An 18,708-nucleotide genomic window follows, 5' to 3' on the forward strand; every position below is an offset into this window, starting at 1 on the left:
GCAGTAGCAGCAAGCGGACGGGACCTTGGCGGGGCCGTCCGCTTTTTTGCATTTCTCGCGCGGGCGCAACCCGGTGAAACCGCGCGAGGAAAAAGGCGCCGGATGAGTACAACCCCTGGGGCGAATCGTATTCTTTCAAAATAATTACTTTGCTACACTGGCGGCGATTCTTGCCAAGGAGATCACAGATGAATATTAAAAAGGCCGCGCTCGTTCTTGCCACCCTCGGTCTGGTTGCCGCCGGCGCCCACGCGCAGGATGCGGGCACGCTCAAGAAGATCAAGGACACGGGTGTCATCTCGCTCGGCCACCGCGAGTCGTCGATTCCGTTCTCGTACTACGACGACAAGCAGAATGTGATCGGCTACTCGCAGGACTTCGCGCTCAAGATCGTGGAGGCCGTGAAGGAGAAGCTGAACATGCCGAACCTGAAGGTCAAGATGGTGCCCATCACCTCGCAGAACCGCATCCCGCTCGTGCAGAACGGCACGGTGGACATCGAGTGCGGCTCCACCACGAACAATGCCGAGCGTCAGCAGCAGGCCGCCTTCTCGAACACGATCTTCGTGATCGGCACGCGCCTCATGACGAAGAAAGATTCGGGCATCAAGGACTTCGCCGACCTCAAGGGCAAGACCGTCGTGACGACGGCGGGCACGACGTCCGAGCGTCTTCTGCGCAAGATGAACCAGGACAAGAACATGGGCATGAACATCATCAGCGCGAAGGACCACGGCGAGTCGTTCTTGACGCTCTCGACGGGCCGCGCGGCAGCGTTCATGATGGACGACGCGCTGCTGGCGGGCGAGCGCGCGAAGTCGAACAACCCGGGCGATTTCGTGATCGTGGGCACGCCGCAGTCGCATGAAGCGTACGGCTGCATGATGCGCAAGAACGATCCGGAGTTCAAGAAGGTGGTGGACGACGCCATTGCGAAGGTCGAGACCTCGGGCGAAGGCGACACGATCTACAAGAAGTGGTTCGAATCGCCGATTCCGCCGAAGGGCCTCAACCTGAACTTCCCGGAAAGCGACGACATGAAGACGCTGTTCAAGAGCCCGAACGACAAGGCGATCGACTAGGCGTCGGCGCCTGTCGCTTGCGACAGTAGTTCTCAATCGCCCTGACCGGATCGCTGCATGAGATCGCTGCATTGAGATCGACGCAGCGGATCGACGCAGTGGATCAAATCAGGCACGGAACGGAAGAAGCCACGCTTCTTCCGTTCTTTTTGCTGGAGTCTCTTCATGTCCTACCACTGGAACTGGGGCATCCTGTTCAGCCCGGTCTCGACCGGCGAGCCCACCACCTATCTCGGCTGGCTGATCTCCGGCTTCTGGGTGACGATCACGGTCTCGCTCGCCGCGTGGGTGATCGCGTTCGTCGTGGGCTCGTTCTTCGGCGTGCTGCGCACGGTGCCGAACAAGTGGGCCCAGGGAGCGGGCACCGTCTACGTGGCCGTGTTCCGCAACATTCCGCTGATCGTGCAGTTCTTCGTCTGGTATCTGGTGATACCGGAGCTCGTGCCGCCGGCGCTCGGCAACTGGTTCAAGCAGTTGCCGCCGAACGTGCAGTTCTTCTCCTCGTCGATCCTCTGTCTCGGGCTCTTCACCGGCGCGCGCGTGTGCGAGCAGGTGCGCGCGGGCATCAACGCACTGCCGCGCGGCCAGCGCGCCGCCGGTCTCGCAATGGGCTTCACGCAGTGGCAAACCTATCGCTACGTGCTGCTGCCCGTGGCCTACCGCATCATCGTGCCGCCCATCACCTCGGAGTTCCTCAACATCTTCAAGAACTCCGCGGTCGCCTCGACGATCGGCCTGCTCGATCTTTCCGCGCAGGCGCGCCAGCTCGTCGATTACACCGCGCAAACCTATGAGTCGTTCATCGCGGTCACGCTCGCATACGTCATCATCAATCTCGTCGTGATGGCGCTGATGCGATGGGTCGAGGCGAAGTCGCGGCTGCCCGGCTATATCGGAGGCAAGTGATGCATCATTTCGACTGGAGCGGCATTCCGGGCGCACTGCCTACCTTGTGGACCGGCGCGATCGTCACGTTCAAGATCACGCTGTGCGCGGTGGTGGTGGGCATCCTGTGGGGCACGCTGCTCGCGCTCATGCGCCTTTCGGGCGTGAAGCCGCTCGAATGGTTCTCGAAGGCCTACGTCACGGTGTTCCGTTCGATCCCGCTCGTGATGGTCCTGCTGTGGTTCTTCCTGATCGTGCCGCAGCTGCTGCAAAGCCTGCTCGATCTCTCGCCCGACATCGACATCCGCCTCGCCTCCGCGATGGTGGCGTTCTCGCTCTTCGAGGCCGCGTATTATGCGGAGATCATTCGCGCGGGCATCCAGGCGGTGCCGCGCGGGCAGGTGAACGCGTCGTTCGCGCTCGGCATGCGCTATGGCCAGGCCATGCGCCTCGTGGTGCTGCCGCAGGCGTTCCGCGCGATGGTGCCGCTGCTGCTCACGCAGGCCATCGTGCTGTTTCAGGATACGTCGCTCGTGTACGTGATCAGCCTCGCGGACTTCTTCCGCACGGCAACGAACATCGGCGACCGTGACGGCACGACCGTCGAAATGGTACTGTTCGCCGGCGCCTGCTACTTCGTGGTTTGCGTGATTGCGTCGAGCCTCGTGAAAGGTCTTCAGAAAAAGGTCGCAAGATGATTTCAATCAAGAACGTGTCGAAGTGGTACGGCCAGTTCCAGGTGCTGACCGACTGCACGACGGAAGTGAAGAAGGGCGAGGTCGTGGTGGTCTGCGGGCCGTCGGGCTCGGGCAAGTCGACGCTCATCAAGACCGTGAACGGGCTGGAGCCGTTTCAGCAGGGCGAGATTCTCGTGAACGGGCAGTCGGTGGGCGACAAGAAGACCAACCTCTCGAAGCTGCGCTCGAAGGTGGGCATGGTGTTTCAGCACTTCGAACTGTTTCCGCACCTTTCCATTACCGAAAACCTCACGCTCGCGCAGATCAAGGTGCTCGGCCGCAGCAAGGACGAAGCCACCGACAAGGGGCTCAAGCTGCTCGACCGCGTGGGCCTGCGCGCGCACGCGGACAAGTTCCCGGGCCAGCTTTCGGGCGGCCAGCAGCAGCGCGTGGCGATTGCGCGGGCGCTTTCGATGGACCCCATCGCCATGCTGTTCGACGAGCCCACCTCGGCGCTCGACCCCGAGATGATCAACGAGGTGCTCGACGTGATGGTCGAGCTCGCGCAGGAAGGCATGACCATGATGTGCGTGACGCACGAAATGGGCTTCGCGAAGAAGGTCGCGCACCGCGTGGTCTTCATGGACCGCGGTGCCATCGTGGAAGACGACCGCAAGGAAGCGTTCTTTGCGAATCCGAAATCGGACCGCGCGAAGGAGTTTCTCGCGAAGATCCTGCATTGAACTGAATTGCGGGCAGCCGCGGAAGGCAGCCGCAGAAAAGAACGCCGCACGGGCCTTTGAGCCGGTGCGGCGTTTTTTGCGTTCCGGGCGCTGCGTACGCTGCGTGCGGGGCAGCGCCTATTCGCCCCAGCTTTGCAGCGCGGCGGCCGCTTCGGCGTCCACGGTTTCGGCTTCGCGCGGCAACGGGCAGCGCGCGCTCGCCGAGGCATCCGTCGCCGGGTTCTTCAGCTTGTCGAGCACCTTCTGCGGCACCGGCACGCTTGCCTGCGCAATCACTTCGCCGTGCTGGAACATCAGCAGGTCGCCGGGTGCGAAGCGCGTCCAGACCTCGTTGTCGGTGAGCGGCGCGGTGGCGATCACGGCCACGCGATCTTCGGGCGTGGTGTACTTCGCGAAGTCGATGGAGACGTCGGCGTCCACCAGGTGCGCGGTGGAAAACGGCCAGCGGCGCACGAGATAATGGAGATGCGTCGAGCAGTGCGCGAAGAGCGCCTGGCCGTTCGACATCAGGAAATTGAATACGCCGAACTGCGTGATTTCGCGGGTCAGCGATTCGAGCGCGCCGAAGAGTTCCTCGAGCGGCGGCTGGGAACCCGGAAACGCCTTGCGCAGACCCTGCAGCAGCGTGCAGAACGCGAGTTCGCTATCGGTCGTGCCCACCGGCTGATAGACGCCCGACATCACCGGATTGAAGTCCTGCAGGTCGCCGTTATGCGCGAAGATCCAGTGGCGCCCCCACAGCTCGCGCATGAACGGGTGGGAGTTTTCAAGCTGGATGTGCCCCTGCGTAGCCTTGCGGATGTGCGCAATGGTGTTGCGCGACTTGATGGGGTAGCGCTTGACCATCTCGGCAATCGGCGAGCGCGCGGAAGCCTGGTGGTCGATGAAGAGGCGGCAGGCCTTGTCTTCGAAGAACGCGATGCCCCAGCCGTCGGCGTGGTGATCGGTAGCGCCGCCGCGCGCCGCGAATCCGGTGAAGGAGAACGTGACGTCCGTCGGCGCGGCGCAGTTCATTCCGAGAAGTTGGCACATAGTGTTGCGTGTTGCGGCGGGGGCGAGACGGCCCGGTGAACCGGTACAATGATGATTTTCCAAGCATATCACTGGCCCGCGCGTCGCCAATACGAAATTTGTCGGATGCTTTCCATGCGGGCAGCATTGGGCGTGTGCGCTGGGCGTTCATTGTGGCGCCGGCGCGACGCGTGTCGTCGTGTTTGCCCCGCCGGGGCGCCCGCGCAGGCCGCGGCGCGCAGCGCGCCGTGGGCCGCCCACTGTGAAATGCCAGGTTTGCCCGTTTAGCCTCTGCCTTCGATCGCCATGAACGCTTCCTCTCCCACGACTCTCACGCTCACCCGCCCCGACGACTGGCACCTGCACGTGCGCGACGGCGCCATGCTCGCGGCGGTGCTGCCGCACACCGCGCGCCAGTTCGGCCGCGCGATCATCATGCCGAACCTCAAGCCGCCCGTCACGACGACGGAGCAGGCCGCGGCCTACCGCGAGCGCATTCTCGCGGCGCTGCCGGCCGGCGCGAAGTTCGAGCCGCTGATGACGCTCTATCTCACCGACAACACGCCGCCCGAGGAAATCCGCCGCGCGCGCGCAAGCGGCTTCGTGCATGGCGTGAAGCTGTACCCGGCGGGCGCGACGACCAATTCGGACGCGGGCGTGACCGACATCCGCAAGTGCGCGAAGACGCTGGAGGCGATGCAGGAAGTGGGCATGCCGCTCCTCGTGCACGGCGAGGTGACGAATGCCGACATCGACCTGTTCGACCGCGAGAAAGTGTTCATCGACCGTGTGATGACGCCGCTGCGCCGCGACTTCCCGGCGCTCAAGGTGGTGTTCGAGCACATCACGACGAAGGACGCCGTCGATTACATCCGCGCGGACAACGCCGCGCCGGGGCTGCTCGGCGCGACGATCACGGCGCATCACCTGCTCTATAACCGCAACGCGATCTTCCTGGGCGGCATTCGCCCGCATTACTACTGCCTGCCCGTGCTCAAGCGCGAGACCCACCGCGTGGCGCTCGTCGAGGCGGCGACCTCGGGCGACGCGCGCTTTTTCCTCGGCACGGACAGCGCGCCGCATCCGAAGGGTCTGAAGGAGCACGCGTGCGGCTGCGCGGGCTGCTACACGGCGCTGCACGCGCTCGAACTCTATGCGGAAGCATTCGACAATGCCGGCGCGCTCGACAAGCTCGAAGGCTTCGCGAGCTTCTACGGCGCGGACTTCTACGGCCTGCCGCGCAGCGCCGAGCAGGTCACGCTGCGCCGCGAGGAATGGACGCTGCCGGCCGAAGTGACGGCGGGCGACGTGCCGGTGGTGCCGCTGCGCGGCGGCGAGACGATCGGCTGGCGCCTCGTCTGAGGGCGCACGGCCGCGCCATGTCGCGTTCGTTGTCCGGGGCGGATTCGCCGGGCGGTGCGCGCCGGCGCGCCGCCCCGGGTTTTGCCGATATCGACTGGACGCAGCCCTGGTTCGCGCAGGTCGCCGGGCGCGGCATCCGCTGGCAGCAGGCCGCGCTGCGGGGCGCAGCCGGCCCGTTGCGCGAAATGAATGCAGACGCCGCTTTGGCGCAGATCACGACCGGGCGCGGCGAGCGCCTCGCCTTCATCCCGCAGGACGCACTCCCGCCCGACACGGCCTACGAGGCCCACATCGCGGCCACCGGCCAGGTGCCGACGCGCCACAATCTTCACGACTTCTTCAACGCGCTCAGCTGGTTTCAGTTTCCGCGCATCAAGGCGGCGCTGATCGCGCGCGGCTCGGCGCTCGTCGATGCGCTGGGCGTCGGGCCCACGCGCGGCGGCACGCGCGACGCGCTGACCGTGTTCGACGAGAACGCCGTGCTGTTCGCCTGCGGTGACGTCGCGCTCGGCGCCGCCCTGCGCTCGTTCGACTGGAAGACGCTCTTTATTGGGCGCCGCGCGGCCTGGGACGAGCGCTGCGAGGTCTGCTGCTTCGGCCACGCGCTGCTGGAGAAACTCGTCACGCCCTATAAGGCGTGCACCGCGCATGCGTGGATCGTCGATGTGCCGCCCGGCTACTTTTCCTCGAGCCGCGCCGCGCGCGACGCGTTTCTCGACGCAACGGTGAGCCGCGCGCTGCTGGAAGGCACCGAATTCAACGGCCGCATGTTCGCGCCGCTGCCCGTGCTCGGGATTCCCGGCTGGTGGCCCGGGAACGCGGCGCCTTCGTTTTACGACGATGCCGCCGTGTTTCGCGGCGGCCGGCGCGCACGTCCGGCCGGCGATGGTAAAATCGCGGCCAGCAAAGCAGGCCAGGCAGTCGCGGCTTCGGCGGTTTCGGCCGCCGGGGGCGAGGAAAGTCCGGACTCCACAGGGCAGGGTGATGGCTAACGGCCATCCGTGGCGACACGCGGAACAGGGCAACAGAGAACAGACCGCCGATGGCCCGGCTTCGGCCGGGATCAGGTAAGGGTGAAACGGTGCGGTAAGAGCGCACCGCGTCTGCGGCGACGTAGACGGCACGGCAACCTCCACCCGGAGCAATTCCAAGTAGGCAGGCGCGCATCTTCGCGATGCAGGACGGGGCCCCCGTCTCGTCTGCGGGTAGGAAGCTTGAGCGCGTCAGCAATGGCGCGCCTAGAGGAATGGCTGCCACGCGCGGCGCGTGTTCGCACGCGGCGTGTGCACAGAATCCGGCTTATCGGCCTGCTTTGCCGCCTCATGACGCAAAAAAGCCGGCGTGGTCCACGAGGACCGCGCCGGCTTTTTTCTTTCGCACGTCGGCCGCGCCTTGACGGCGCTTTCCCCGGGCGCGGCGCTTTCAGGCCGCGACGATGTCGAACGAGTGCGTGATCTCGGCCGTCTTGCCGATCATGATCGACGCCGAGCAGTACTTGTCGTGCGACAGGTTGATCGCGCGCTCCACCGTGGCCGGGTTCAGGTTCTTGCCCGTCACCGTGAAGTGGAAGTGGATCTTCGTGAAGACCTTCGGGTCTTCGCTCGCGCGCTCGGCCTTGAGCGTCACGCTGCAGCCGCTGACTTCCTGGCGGCTCTTCTTCAGGATCAGGACCACGTCGTAGGCGGTGCAGCCGCCCGTGCCGAGCAGCACCATTTCCATCGGACGCGGCGCGAGATTGTGGCCGCCGCCCTCCGGCGCGCCGTCCATATTGACGAGGTGGCCGCTGCCTGTTTCGGCGGCGAACGCCATGCCGTCCTGGCCCATCCAGCTAACTTTGCATTCCATGTGTGTGCCTTTGCCGGGATTCTTCGGTTCAGACCGCATTGTAGCCCGCCCCTACTGGTATGTCCGGGGGCGACTTGCCTGCCTCGTAGCTTGCGTCTTGCTTGAATGTTGCGGCGCCGCATTCCGGGCGCAAGGGCCATTTCCCTCCCGCAATTAGGGGTTTGGCTCTAGGGGATGTGTGCGTTTCGGCATGGCGTTTCCGGTAGATCATTGATTCAGAGGAATATTTCTCCAACCTCGCGCAGCGGGTGTGATTTCATATTGTGGTTTTTAATTTCGTAATGCAGTTTTCCTTGCGCCGCACCAGGGGGATCCGTATAATTCATCTCGTTGGTTGTCGTGTTTGACGACACCTCAGCATGTCTCCTCCACCCTCCTCCAAAAGGTGGATTAAGCCCGAACAAACGCGTTCGGGCTTTTTTTCGTCCAGCGCTTTGTCCAGCGATCCGCCCTGCGATTCCGGCTGCCCGAAGCGCGCGTTTCCCGTCCTTTGCGCCCCCGCTCGCGCCAAACTTTGACGCGCGAGTAATTTTCCCTTTATAATCCGAGGTTTCCTGCGTCATGCCCACAGGAAGAAACAGGGAGAGCCTGCGCCGGCGCCAACGAGCGTCACCATACAAGCAGGACCAAAACAGGGCACAAGTTATTTTTTGGATCGATCATGAAGACTTTTTCCGCCAAGGCACATGAAGTGCAGCGCGAATGGTACGTGATTGACGCGACGGATAAGGTTCTCGGCCGTGTCGCCAGCGAAGTGGCACGCCGTCTTCGCGGCAAGCACAAGCCTGAGTTCACCCCGCACGTCGACACGGGTGATTTCATCATCATCATCAACGCCGGCAAGCTGAAGGTCACGGGCAACAAGACCACGGACAAGAAGTACTACCGTCACTCGGGCTACCCGGGCGGTATCTACGAAACCACGTTCGGCAAGATGCAAGAGCGCTTCCCGGGCCGCGCGCTCGAGAAGGCCGTCAAGGGCATGCTGCCCAAGGGCCCGCTCGGCTACGCGATGATCAAGAAGCTGAAGGTCTACGCAGACGCAACGCACCCGCACTCGGCACAACAGCCGAAGGCGCTCGAGATCTAAGGGGAGCCCACATGATCGGTAACTGGAATTACGGTACGGGCCGCCGCAAGAGCGCAGTCGCTCGTGTGTTCATCAAGTCGGGCAAGGGCGAGATCATCGTCAACGGCAAGCCCATCGCCGACTACTTCTCGCGCGAAACGTCGCTGATGATCGTGCGTCAACCGCTGGAACTCACGAACCACGGCCAGACGTTCGACATCAAGGTGAACGTGACGGGCGGCGGCGAAACCGGCCAGGCCGGCGCCGTTCGCCACGGCATCACGCGCGCGCTGATGGACTACGACGCAACGCTCAAGCCGCAACTGTCGCACGCCGGCTTCGTGACCCGCGACGCACGTGAAGTGGAACGTAAGAAGGTCGGTTTCCACAAGGCACGCCGCCGCAAGCAGTTCTCGAAGCGTTAATCGCGCGTATTTACGCGTATTTGCGCTCCGGTCCGTGCGCTCCTCGCGGAAGTGCACGGCTGCTGCAAAAAAACCGCCTCGCGCAGGAATGCGCCGGGCGGTTTTTTCGTTTTACGACATCAGGTCCGTGCAGGAAAAGCGACGAGAAACCCTTGATTTCGTGGGCTTAAGCACGATCTTGGGAAGAGCCCTACAATAGCGGCTAGAAGCTTATTTGGAGAGTTCGAATGAACGCTGTCACCGAAACCACCGTGACCGAAATGCCCGGTCCCTTCGTGTTCACCGAAGCAGCGGCTGACAAGGTCAAGCAACTGATCGACGAGGAAGGCAATCCGGAGCTGAAGCTGCGCGTGTTCGTGCAGGGCGGCGGCTGCTCGGGCTTCCAGTACGGATTCACGTTCGACGAGACGGTCAACGAAGACGACACCGTGATGAACAAGAACGGCGTCCAGCTTCTGATCGACTCGATGAGCTACCAGTACCTCGTCGGCGCCGAGATCGACTACAAGGACGATCTGAACGGCGCGCAATTCGTCATCAAGAACCCGAACGCCACCACCACCTGCGGTTGCGGCTCGTCGTTCTCGGTTTGAGCGAAAGAAAGTATTGCGGTGCAAAAAAACGGGGCGCGATGCCCCGTTTTTTTATTGCGCGTCGATTTCGTTTGCCGCGGGCTCAGCGCGGATAAATCGCGCCCAGCACGCGTTCTCCCGCCGCGCCCGTCACCGTGGCGAGATTGCCCGGCTCGCGCGCCACGCATTGCATCGCAAGCCAGGCGAAGGCGAGCGGCTCCACCTGATGGGGCGGCACGCCCAGCGCATCGGTCGTGCTGACCGGCACGCCCGCCACGCCGCCCGTTTCCAGCGCCTTCTCGAGCGCCTGCATCAGCACGGGATTGCGGGCGCCGCCGCCGCACACGTAAACGGCGCGGCAGTCCGGCGCGTGGCGCTCGATTTCGCGCGCGATGCTCACGGCGGTCAGCGCGACGAGCGTCGCCTGTACGTCGGCCGGGGCGAGCGATTCGAAGCCCTTGAGTTTTGCGTCCAGCCATTGCGCGTTGAAGAGGTCGCGCCCCGTGCTTTTGGGCGGCTGCTGCGCGAAGAACGGCTCGTCGAGCAGGACGTTCAGGAGCGGCTGGTGCAGCGTGCCGCGCGCCGCGAACTGGCCGTTCTCGTCGTAGGGCTTGCCGAGATAGCGCTCGGCCCAGAGGTCGAGCAGCGCATTGGCCGGGCCGCAGTCGAAGCCGCGCACCGCGCCCGTGTTCCACAGGATCGTGATGTTGCTGATCCCGCCCAGATTGCAGACGACGCGCGTCTCCTGCCTCGACCCGAACACGGTGGCATGAAACGCGGGCACGAGCGGCGCGCCCTGGCCGCCGGAGGCGACGTCGCGGCTGCGGAAGTCGGCGATCACGTCGATGCGGGTGAGTTCGGCGAGGAGCGCCGGGTTCTGGATCTGCACCGTGTAGCCCTTTTCGGGGCGATGCCGCACGGTTTGCCCATGCGCGCCGATTGCGCGGACCTCTTCGGGAGACACGTTGCCCGCGCGCAGCAATTCATGGCAGCACACCGCGTAGCGTGCCGCGAGCGCATTGCCGGCCAGCGAGGCGCGCTCGATCTCGTTCTCGCCGGGCTGCTGCAGCGAGAACAGCGCTTCGCGCAGCCCTGCGGCGAAGCCGACGAACGCCTCGGCGAGCACCACCGGCTTCTGTCCCTTCTCGAAGCGCACGGAGATGCCGTCCACGCCGTCCATGCTCGTGCCCGACATCAGGCCGAAGTACACGCCATCGGCGGCGTGCTCGCTATCCCTTTGTGTTTGGCGTGGCGCCACGTCGTGCTCCTCCCGTGAGTGCGAGCGAGTTTGCCCTGCCGCAGATTATCGGTGCAATGGCGCCTGCGCGTAAGCCGGCGGGAAATTTCGCGCGCCGCGGCCGGCTGCATTTGAGGCGCTGCGCTTCGCAAACTTCGGTGCGGCCGGTCGAATCACGTAAAATCGCGTTCTAAACCGAACTTTACGATCCGATCGAAGCATGAGCACCGAGTCCACCCAACCCAGCAGCGCCCCGAGCGCCTTTCCGGTCACCGACGAGGTTCGTCACGCGCTCGCCGTCACGAAGCGCGGCGTGGACGAACTGCTGATCGAAGAAGAATTCCAGCAGAAGCTCGCGAAGAGCGCGGCCACCGGCAAGCCGCTGCGCATCAAGCTCGGCCTCGATCCCACGGCGCCCGACATCCACATCGGCCATACGGTCGTGCTCAACAAGATGCGCCAGTTGCAGGATCTCGGCCACACCGTGATCTTCCTGATCGGCGACTTCACCTCGCTGATCGGCGACCCGTCGGGCCGCAACGCCACGCGCCCGCCGCTCACGCGCGAGCAGATCGAGTCGAATGCGAAGACCTATTTCGACCAGGCCGCGCTCGTGCTCGACCGCGAAAAGACCGAGATCCGCTACAACAGCGAATGGTCGATGCCGCTCGGCGCCGACGGCATGATCAAGCTCGCCTCGCGCTACACGGTCGCGCGCATTCTGGAGCGCGAAGACTTCACGAAGCGCTTCCAGGGCGGCGTGCCGATCTCGATCCACGAATTGCTCTACCCGCTCATGCAGGGCTACGACTCGGTCGCCCTGAACGCCGACCTCGAACTGGGCGGCACCGACCAGAAGTTCAACCTGCTCGTGGGCCGCGAACTGCAGAAGCAGTATGGCCAGGAGCAGCAGTGCATTCTCACGATGCCGCTGCTGGAGGGGCTCGACGGCGTCGAGAAGATGTCGAAGTCGAAGCACAACTACGTCGGCATCAGCGAGAAGCCCACCGACATGTTCGGCAAGCTGATGAGCATTTCCGACGTGCTCATGTGGCGTTACTTCGAACTGCTCTCGTTCCGTCCGATGACGGAGATCGAGGGCTTCAGGCGCGAAATCGAGGCGGGCCGCAATCCGCGCGACTTCAAGGTGCTGCTCGCCCAGGAGATCGTCGCGCGCTTTCACTCGCAGGCCGACGCCGAGCGTGCGCTCGAAGACTTCAACCACCGCGCGAAGGGCGGCGTGCCCGACGATATCCCGTCGGTTACGCTGGCGGGCGCGCCGCTCGCCATCGGCCAGTTGCTCAAGCAGGCCGGCCTCGTGCCTTCCACGAGCGAGGCGCTGCGCAACATCGAGCAGGGCGGCGTGAAGATCGACGGCGCGACCGTGTCCGACAAGGGGCTCAAGGTCGAAGCCGGCGAGTTCGTCATTCAGGTCGGCAAGCGCCGCTTCGCGCGCGTGACGCTGACGGCGTGAGGACGCCACACGTGCCTGGCATTTCGGCGGCGCTTTCGCCGGTGCGCGCGCCATGATCGCGCTGATCCAGCGCGTGCGTCGCGCCGAAGTGCGCGTGGACGACCGGGTGACCGGCGCGATCGGCCAGGGGTTGCTCGCGCTCGTCTGCGCCGAGCGCGGCGACAGCGATGCCAATGCCGACAAGCTGCTCGCGAAGCTGCTGGGCTATCGCGTGTTCAGCGACGCGGCGGGCAAGATGAACCTGCCGGTGCAGAACATCGACGGCAACGGCACGGCGGGCGGCCTTCTGCTCGTCTCGCAATTCACGCTGGCCGCCGATACCAACAGCGGCCTGCGCCCGAGCTTCACGCCCGCGGCGCCCCCCGACGAGGGCCGGCGCCTTTTCGACTACTTCGTCGCGGCCGCGCGCGCGAAGCATCCGCTTGTCGAGACCGGCGAGTTCGGCGCGGACATGCAGGTATCGCTCGTCAACGACGGCCCGGTGACTTTCTGGCTGCAAGTGCGCAACTGATCGCCATGACCACGCAAATCCTCTTCATCCGCCACGGCGAAACCGCCTGGAACCGCGTCAAGCGCATCCAGGGGCACATCGATATTCCGCTTGCCGGGAGCGGCATTGCACAGGCCCGGCAGCTTGGCCAGCGGCTCGCCGCGGCTCGCCTGGCCGGCGCCCGCCTCGACGCGATCTGGTCGAGCGACCTGTTGCGCGCGCAACAGACGGCGCAGCCGGTGGCCGAGGCGCTGGGTCTGCCGGTGCTGCTCGCCGAAGGGCTGCGCGAGCGTCACTATGGCCTGTTCCAGGGGCACGACAGCGAGCAGATCGCCGAACGCTTTCCCGACGAATATGCCCACTGGCAAACGCGCGACCCCGGTTTCGCGCCGCCCGAAGGCGAATCGCAGCGCGCGTTCTACCATCGCGTTCTGCATGCGCTCGAACCGCTGCTGGCGGCGCATCCGGACGGCCGCATCGCCGTCGTCGCGCACGGCGGCGTGCTCGACTGCGTGTACCGCTTCGCGAACGGGCTGACGCTCGACGCGCCCCGCAACTGGCCGCTCCTCAATACGAGCGTGAACGTGGTCGATTTCGAAACCGACGGCTACGTGACGCAGGCCCGCGTGGCGCAGTGGGGCGATGTCGTGCATCTGGACGGCGTGAGCGCCGACGACGGCTTCAAGCGCACGCCCGAACCGGGCCGCTGACCGGGGGGGCGGCGGGGCGAGAGCCTATCCGGGCTATCCGGGTTGCTTGCGTCGCTTGGGCTGCGTAGTCGGGCCACATTACTTTTTTCTTACGTTTCCTTTCTAAACGCCAACCCGAAATCCGGGCTGGCTGTTACCATTCATCCGACCTTTGCGCCGCGCGGCGCCGTGGCGCTTCGCCGTCGTTTCCCCTGCGGCGTCGGAGACCGGCCGCGCGTTGAAGAGGACGCGTGCGTGTCGCGCTCGCGCGGGCAAAGGCCGCTTGTAAAAGGTTGTTTCCAGAAAAACGCAGCAGGAGATTTCAATGAGGTTCAAGCTTCACATGCTGGCGGCCAGCGCCGCAGCCGTGGCGTTCGCAGCGATGTCCGCCAACGCATCCGCCGACCAGACCGTCAAGATCGGCCACGTCGGCCCGCTCACCGGCGGCTCGGCGCACCTCGGCAAGGACAACGAAAACGGCGCGCGCCTCGCCATCGAGGAAATCAACGCGAAGGGCCTCGTGATCAACGGCCAGAAGGTCACGCTCGTGCTCGACGGCCAGGACGACGCCGCCGACCCGCGCCAGGCCACCCAGGTCGCCCAGAAGCTGGTGGACGACAAAGTGGTCGCCGTGATCGGCCATCTGAACTCGGGCGCCTCGATCCCGGCTTCGAAGATCTATAGCGACGCGGGCATCGTGCAGATTTCGCCGTCGTCCACGAACCCGGCCTACACGCAGCAGGGCTTCAAGACCACCTTCCGCGTCGTCGCGACGGATGCCCAGCAGGGCCCCGCGCTCGCCGACTATGCAGCGAAGTCGCTGAACGTGAAGACGGTCGCCGTGGTGGACGACTCGACGGCCTACGGCCAGGGTCTCGCCAACGAATTCGAGAAGACCGCGAAGTCGCTCGGCCTGAAGGTGCTCTCGCACGACGCGACGAACGACAAGGCCGTCGATTTCCGCGCGATTCTCACCAAGATCAAGGGCGAGAACCCGGACGCGATCATGTACGGCGGCATGGACGCCACGGGCGGCCCGTTCGCCAAGCAGGCGCGGCAGCTCGGCCTGCGCGCCAAGGTGCTTTCGGGCGACGGCGTCTGCACGGAAAGCCTCGCACAGCTCGCGGGTCCGGCGGCCGACAATATCGTGTGCTCGCAGGCGGGCATGGCGGTGGAGCGCATGAACGGCGGCGCGGCGTTCGCGGCGAAGTACCAGAAGCGCTTCGGCCATCCGATCGAATTCGACGCGCCGTTCACGTATGACGCCGTGTACATCGTTGTCGATGCGATGAAGCGCGCGAACTCGACCGATCCGGCGAAGATCCTCGCCGAAATCCCGAGCACGGACTACAAGGGCGTGATTGGCGAGACGACCTTCGATTCGAAGGGCGACCTCAAGCATGGCGTGATCTCGCTCTACAGCTACAAGTCGGGCAAGAAGACGCTGCTCGACGTGGTGAAGATGTAAGACGCTGCGCGCTCGACGGCGCGCAGGAAACGGCCAGCCCGCATTCGCAGGCTGGCCGTTTTGCTTTGGGGAAGCCGTGAGACTAGCGCGGCTGCGCTGCCGCGCGCCGCCGCGCGCGCTTCGAGACGCCGTTGACGAGCGCCCAGCGCAGCACGGGCGCGACCGTCCGCATGCCGGGCTGCACGATCGCGCGGCGAACGCGTGCAAAGTTGTCGAAGCCGAGCATCTGCTGCGCGAAGGGCGGCAGCAGGTCGATGCCGGCCTGGCGCATCAGCGCGCCCGCCGGGCGCATGGCAGGGCGCGGCGCGGGCGCGTTCATGAGCACCCGCACGACTTCGCGCGTGCGCTCGCTCGCGACGAGTTCGGGCTGCATGGCCGCCAGGTAGGCCGCGACTTCGGCGCGCGAACGCGGCACCTCGGTTGCGCCCAGCAGGCGGGCGATGGTCGAGGTCTCGGCGTAATACTGGTCCTGGGCGGCGCCGGGGAGCAGCGGATTCACGTAGCGCAGATAGGCCGCGAGGAAGCTGGAGACTTCCGCGACATGCACCCACGTGAGCAGCGCGGGATCGCTCGCACGGTAGGGGCGGCCGTCGGGCGCGGCGCCGGTTACGCTTTCGTGGATCGTCTTCACGCGCTCGATCAGTGCGAGCGCATCGGCGCGGCTGCCGTAGGTCGTGCCCGCGATGAAGGTGGCCGTGCGGCGCAGGCGCCCGAGAATATCGCTGCGAAAGGTCGAGTGATCCCACACGCCGGCGAGCGCGAGCGGATGCAAGGCCTGCATGAGCAGCGCGCTGATGCCGCCCGCCATCATCGCGGCGAAGTCGGCGTGCACCTTCCAGCAGACGGCGTCGGGGCCGAACAGCCCGGGGTCGCCCGGCGGCGAGGAGTAGTCGAGTTTCGGGCCGCTGCCCGTGGTGAGATGCGTGACGCTTTCGGCCAGCGCCATGCGCAGGCGTTGCGCGAGCTGCGCGCCGAGCCCCGTGGGCTCGGGGGCGTCGTGGCGGCGGCCTGCATGCTGTTCGGACATCGTTTCTGCTCGCGCTTGTTACACGGTCGTTGCGCCGTTGTTGTGCCGTCGTTACGCCGTCGCGCCATTACGACGCGTTCGGGTCCCAGACGCCGCTGGAGGCCGCCGAATCGGGCGCGGCGAGCCCGAAGTGGCGGTAGGTGAGCAGCGTCGCCACGCGGCCGCGCGGCGTGCGCTGCAGATAGCCCTGCTGGATCAGATACGGTTCGAGCACGTCTTCGATCGTGTCGCGTTCCTCGCCAATGGCGGCGGCGAGATTGTCGACACCCACCGGTCCGCCGTCGAACTTGTGCAGGATCGCTTCGAGCAGCTTGCGGTCCATGAGGTCGAAGCCCACGGGATCGACGTCGAGCATTTTGAGCGCCGCGTCGGCGACGGGGGCGGTGATCGCTCCGTCCGCCTTCACTTCGGCGTAGTCGCGCACGCGCCGCAGCAGGCGGTTGGCGATACGCGGCGTGCCGCGCGAGCGCTTCGCGATTTCGAGCGCGCCGTCGGGATGGATGTGCGCGCCGAGGAGCGACGCCGAGCGCTGCACGATGCGCGAGAGTTCGCTCGCGTTGTAGAACTCGAGCCGCGAGACGATGCCGAACCGGTCGCGCAGCGGGTTCGTGAGCATGCCCGCGCGCGTGGTCGCGCCGACGAGCGTGAACGGCTGCAGGTCGAGCTTCACGCTGCGCGCGGCCGGCCCTTCGCCGATCATGATGTCGATCTGGTAGTCCTCGAGCGCCGGATACAGGATTTCCTCGACGACCGGCGAGAGCCGGTGGATTTCGTCGATGAAGAGCACGTCGTTGGGTTCGAGGTTGGTGAGCAGCGCGGCGAGGTCGCCCGCGCGCTCCAGCACGGGCCCCGACGTCTGCCGCAGATTGACCCCCATTTCGCGCGCGATGATGTGCGCGAGCGTGGTCTTGCCGAGGCCCGGCGGCCCGAACAGCAGCACGTGGTCGAGCGGCTCGGAGCGGCGCTTTGCCGCCTCGATGAAGATTTCGAGCTGGCCGCGCACCTTTTCCTGGCCGACATATTCGTCGAGCTGGCGCGGACGCAGCGCGCGCTCGAACGCCTCCTCGTGGGGCGAGGCCGGCGTCGCGGCGATCACGCGTGCACTGCCGGCGCCGGTGCGGTCTGCGGCGAGTTTGTCGGTTTCGATCATGCAGCGATTGTACCGCGCAAGGGGCGCAAGGGCAGGGCTGGCGGGGCCACCAGGGCCGCCTGCCTGCAAGTGCAACTAACCGCCCTGCGCCGACGGTCCGGGGCTTTCGGGCAGCACGCGTCAGGCCTTCGACAAGACCTTCAGCGAGAGCTTGATGCCCTCGGAAACGCCGGTGCCGGCCGGCACGTTCTTGATGGCCGCGAGCGCTTCCTTCTCCGAGTAGCCGAGCGCGAGCAGCGCGTTGAGGATGTCGTTGGCGTGGTCGGACGGCGAAGCGGCCGCGGCCATCGCCCCCAGATCGGCGCCGAGCTTCCCCTTGAGTTCGAGCAGCAGCCGCTCGGCGGTCTTCTTGCCGATGCCGGGCACGCGCGTGAGCCGCGCGGCGTCCTGCAGCGTGACCGCCTGCGAGAGTTCGTGAACGCTCATGCCCGAGAGCACGGCCAGCGCCATGCGCGCGCCGATGCCGCTGATCTTGAGCAGTTCGCGGAAGGTGGCCCGCTCCTGCTGGGTGCCGAAGCCGTATAGCAGATGGGCGTCCTCGCGCACGATCAGCTGCGTGAGCAGCACGACTTTCTCGCCGGTGCCGGGCAGGTTGTAGAACGTGCTCATGGGCACGTCGATTTCGTAGCCGACGCCGTTGCAATCGACGAGCAGGTGCGGCGGGTTCTTTTCCAGCAGGACGCCGGCGATGCGACCGATCATGGCGGATTCAGTGATGAGGTAAAGCGTGAGTGTAGCGGAGCGGGTGAGCGCCGGCGCGGCGCAATCGTGCGAGCCGTTAAGCGTTAGCCGATCAGCCGGCCGCGCCGCACCCGCATGCCCTTCTTCGCGAGCGCGGGCGCGAGCGAGCCGAGCGCCGAAAGCGTGTCGCCGCCATGGGCGTGGCAGATCGCCATGCCGAGCGCGTCGGCCGCGTCGGTGCCGGGCATGCCCGTGAGGCTCAAGAGCCGCACGACCATCTGCTGCATCTGCTCCTTGGTGGCGCGGCCGTAGCCCACCACGGCCTGCTTGAGTTGCAGCGCGGTGTACTCGGCCACCGGCACGCCGCCCGAGACGAGCCCGCAGATCGCGGCGCCGCGCGCCTGGCCGAGCAGCAGTGTGGACTGCGGATTGACGTTGACGAACACCTTTTCGATCGCGGCCTGATCGGGCGCGTGCTGGCGGATCAGCGTGGCGACGCCCTCGTAGATCGTGCCGAGGCGCGTGGGCAGATCGGCGTCGCCGGTGCGGATCACGCCGCTCGCGATATACGTGAGGTGATGGCCGTGACGCTCGATCACGCCGAAGCCGGTCACGCGCAGGCCGGGGTCGATGCCGATGATTCTCATGAATGCCGTAAAAAGCCGGTGTGCCTGCGATGGTACAACGAACGGCCCGCCTGCCGCGAGCCGGCCCGTGCTGCGAAAGAGATGAACAGCGGGTGAAAAACGGGCCGCAAAAAAAGCCCGCGGGACCTCGTCCGGCGGGCTTTCGGGCTTTCGCGCTTTTTGCGCCTGCGGGCC

Annotated in this window: 20 protein-coding genes, 1 other RNA gene and 1 pseudogene; 14 read left to right on the forward strand and 8 right to left on the reverse strand. The window is 65.6% G+C overall.

The genetic code is table 11. From position 1 onward, the window contains the following. Positions 1-188: 188 nt before the first annotated feature. The 4 genes from BFE01S_RS16790 to BFE01S_RS16805 all read left to right on the forward strand — a co-directional run bounded on the left by BFE01S_RS16790 (position 189) and on the right by BFE01S_RS16805 (position 3,387). Positions 189-1,082, forward strand: a complete 894-nt coding sequence (locus BFE01S_RS16790; RefSeq protein WP_028226512.1) for a glutamate/aspartate ABC transporter substrate-binding protein — start codon at positions 189-191, stop codon at positions 1,080-1,082. 165 nt (positions 1,083-1,247) lie between these two features. Next, on the forward strand, positions 1,248-1,988 hold the full coding sequence (locus tag BFE01S_RS16795; RefSeq protein WP_028226513.1) for an amino acid ABC transporter permease: 741 nt from the start codon (positions 1,248-1,250) through the stop codon (positions 1,986-1,988). Beyond that, positions 1,988-2,665 carry a glutamate/aspartate ABC transporter permease GltK gene (gene gltK / locus BFE01S_RS16800; RefSeq protein ID WP_028226514.1) on the forward strand — a complete coding sequence of 226 codons (678 nt, stop codon included), beginning with the start codon at positions 1,988-1,990 and terminating at the stop codon, positions 2,663-2,665. Before BFE01S_RS16795 ends, gltK begins: the two co-directional genes overlap by 1 nt. Further along, positions 2,662-3,387: an amino acid ABC transporter ATP-binding protein gene (locus tag BFE01S_RS16805; protein ID WP_028226515.1), complete on the forward strand. Its 726-nt coding sequence runs from the start codon at positions 2,662-2,664 to the stop codon at positions 3,385-3,387. The genes gltK and BFE01S_RS16805 overlap by 4 nt, the downstream gene beginning before the upstream one ends. A 117-nt stretch (positions 3,388-3,504) precedes the next feature. Here the strand turns inward: BFE01S_RS16805 and BFE01S_RS16810 are convergent, their stop codons facing one another. Then, positions 3,505-4,419 carry a class II glutamine amidotransferase gene (locus BFE01S_RS16810; RefSeq protein ID WP_028226516.1) on the reverse strand — a complete coding sequence of 305 codons (915 nt, stop codon included), beginning with the start codon at positions 4,417-4,419 and terminating at the stop codon, positions 3,505-3,507. A 285-nt stretch (positions 4,420-4,704) separates the two neighbouring features. Between BFE01S_RS16810 and pyrC the strand changes: the two genes are divergently transcribed. From pyrC to rnpB, 3 genes and pseudogenes are all read left to right on the forward strand, one after another. Further along, complete coding sequence (pyrC, locus tag BFE01S_RS16815; protein WP_028226517.1) at positions 4,705-5,760, forward strand: dihydroorotase; 1,056 nt, start codon at positions 4,705-4,707, stop codon at positions 5,758-5,760. A gap of 185 nt (positions 5,761-5,945) precedes the next feature. Further along, a pseudogene (locus BFE01S_RS16820) lies at positions 5,946-6,566 on the forward strand (DUF3025 domain-containing protein); the annotation flags it as partial. A gap of 99 nt (positions 6,567-6,665) precedes the next feature. Then, an RNA gene (rnpB, locus tag BFE01S_RS41950) (RNase P RNA component class A) lies at positions 6,666-7,078 on the forward strand. Between the two features lie 104 nt (positions 7,079-7,182). Here the strand turns inward: rnpB and BFE01S_RS16825 are convergent. Both BFE01S_RS16825 and BFE01S_RS44355 read right to left on the reverse strand, forming a co-directional pair. Then, complete coding sequence (locus tag BFE01S_RS16825) at positions 7,183-7,605, reverse strand: OsmC family protein (RefSeq protein ID WP_028226519.1); 423 nt, start codon at positions 7,603-7,605, stop codon at positions 7,183-7,185. 215 nt (positions 7,606-7,820) lie between these two features. Beyond that, complete coding sequence (locus BFE01S_RS44355; RefSeq protein WP_156967045.1) at positions 7,821-8,168, reverse strand: hypothetical protein; 348 nt, start codon at positions 8,166-8,168, stop codon at positions 7,821-7,823. 98 nt (positions 8,169-8,266) lie between these two features. Here BFE01S_RS44355 and rplM point away from each other — a divergent pair, with 98 nt between their 5' ends. The 3 genes from rplM to erpA all read left to right on the forward strand — a co-directional run bounded on the left by rplM (position 8,267) and on the right by erpA (position 9,692). After that, complete coding sequence (gene rplM, locus BFE01S_RS16830) at positions 8,267-8,695, forward strand: 50S ribosomal protein L13 (protein ID WP_027795838.1); 429 nt, start codon at positions 8,267-8,269, stop codon at positions 8,693-8,695. 11 nt (positions 8,696-8,706) lie between these two features. Further along, positions 8,707-9,099 carry a 30S ribosomal protein S9 gene (gene rpsI / locus BFE01S_RS16835; RefSeq protein ID WP_028226520.1) on the forward strand — a complete coding sequence of 131 codons (393 nt, stop codon included), beginning with the start codon at positions 8,707-8,709 and terminating at the stop codon, positions 9,097-9,099. A gap of 227 nt (positions 9,100-9,326) precedes the next feature. After that, complete coding sequence (gene erpA, locus BFE01S_RS16840) at positions 9,327-9,692, forward strand: iron-sulfur cluster insertion protein ErpA (protein ID WP_028226521.1); 366 nt, start codon at positions 9,327-9,329, stop codon at positions 9,690-9,692. Positions 9,693-9,774: 82 nt separating this feature from the next. Here the strand turns inward: erpA and BFE01S_RS16845 are convergent, their stop codons facing one another. After that, the gene (locus tag BFE01S_RS16845; protein ID WP_028226522.1) at positions 9,775-10,929 is read right to left on the reverse strand and encodes an anhydro-N-acetylmuramic acid kinase; all 1,155 of its coding nucleotides are present in this window, start codon (positions 10,927-10,929) and stop codon (positions 9,775-9,777) included. A gap of 199 nt (positions 10,930-11,128) precedes the next feature. On the opposite strand from BFE01S_RS16845, the gene tyrS reads away from it, so the two are divergent. The 4 genes from tyrS to BFE01S_RS16865 all read left to right on the forward strand — a co-directional run bounded on the left by tyrS (position 11,129) and on the right by BFE01S_RS16865 (position 15,029). Beyond that, on the forward strand, positions 11,129-12,382 hold the full coding sequence (tyrS, locus tag BFE01S_RS16850) for a tyrosine--tRNA ligase (protein ID WP_028226523.1): 1,254 nt from the start codon (positions 11,129-11,131) through the stop codon (positions 12,380-12,382). A gap of 52 nt (positions 12,383-12,434) precedes the next feature. Continuing rightward, positions 12,435-12,893: a D-aminoacyl-tRNA deacylase gene (gene dtd / locus BFE01S_RS16855; RefSeq protein WP_028226524.1), complete on the forward strand. Its 459-nt coding sequence runs from the start codon at positions 12,435-12,437 to the stop codon at positions 12,891-12,893. A gap of 5 nt (positions 12,894-12,898) precedes the next feature. Further along, a complete protein-coding gene (locus BFE01S_RS16860) occupies positions 12,899-13,582 on the forward strand; it encodes a histidine phosphatase family protein (protein ID WP_028226525.1) in 684 nt (227 codons plus the stop codon). A 304-nt stretch (positions 13,583-13,886) separates the two neighbouring features. Next, the gene (locus BFE01S_RS16865) at positions 13,887-15,029 is read left to right on the forward strand and encodes a branched-chain amino acid ABC transporter substrate-binding protein (RefSeq protein WP_028226526.1); all 1,143 of its coding nucleotides are present in this window, start codon (positions 13,887-13,889) and stop codon (positions 15,027-15,029) included. Positions 15,030-15,111: 82 nt separating this feature from the next. Here the strand turns inward: BFE01S_RS16865 and BFE01S_RS16870 are convergent, their stop codons facing one another. From BFE01S_RS16870 to ruvC, 4 genes are all read right to left on the reverse strand, one after another. Then, positions 15,112-16,056 carry an oxygenase MpaB family protein gene (locus BFE01S_RS16870; protein ID WP_028226527.1) on the reverse strand — a complete coding sequence of 315 codons (945 nt, stop codon included), beginning with the start codon at positions 16,054-16,056 and terminating at the stop codon, positions 15,112-15,114. 67 nt (positions 16,057-16,123) lie between these two features. Further along, the gene (ruvB, locus tag BFE01S_RS16875) at positions 16,124-17,206 is read right to left on the reverse strand and encodes a Holliday junction branch migration DNA helicase RuvB (protein WP_028226528.1); all 1,083 of its coding nucleotides are present in this window, start codon (positions 17,204-17,206) and stop codon (positions 16,124-16,126) included. Positions 17,207-17,326: 120 nt separating this feature from the next. Continuing rightward, positions 17,327-17,908 carry a Holliday junction branch migration protein RuvA gene (gene ruvA / locus BFE01S_RS16880; protein ID WP_028226529.1) on the reverse strand — a complete coding sequence of 194 codons (582 nt, stop codon included), beginning with the start codon at positions 17,906-17,908 and terminating at the stop codon, positions 17,327-17,329. An 83-nt stretch (positions 17,909-17,991) separates the two neighbouring features. Continuing rightward, a complete protein-coding gene (ruvC, locus tag BFE01S_RS16885) occupies positions 17,992-18,534 on the reverse strand; it encodes a crossover junction endodeoxyribonuclease RuvC (RefSeq protein ID WP_028226530.1) in 543 nt (180 codons plus the stop codon). Positions 18,535-18,708 lie beyond the last annotated feature (174 nt).

Origin of the sequence: Paraburkholderia ferrariae NBRC 106233, from assembly GCF_000685035.1 — a bacterium.
GTDB lineage: Bacteria > Pseudomonadota > Gammaproteobacteria > Burkholderiales > Burkholderiaceae > Paraburkholderia > Paraburkholderia ferrariae.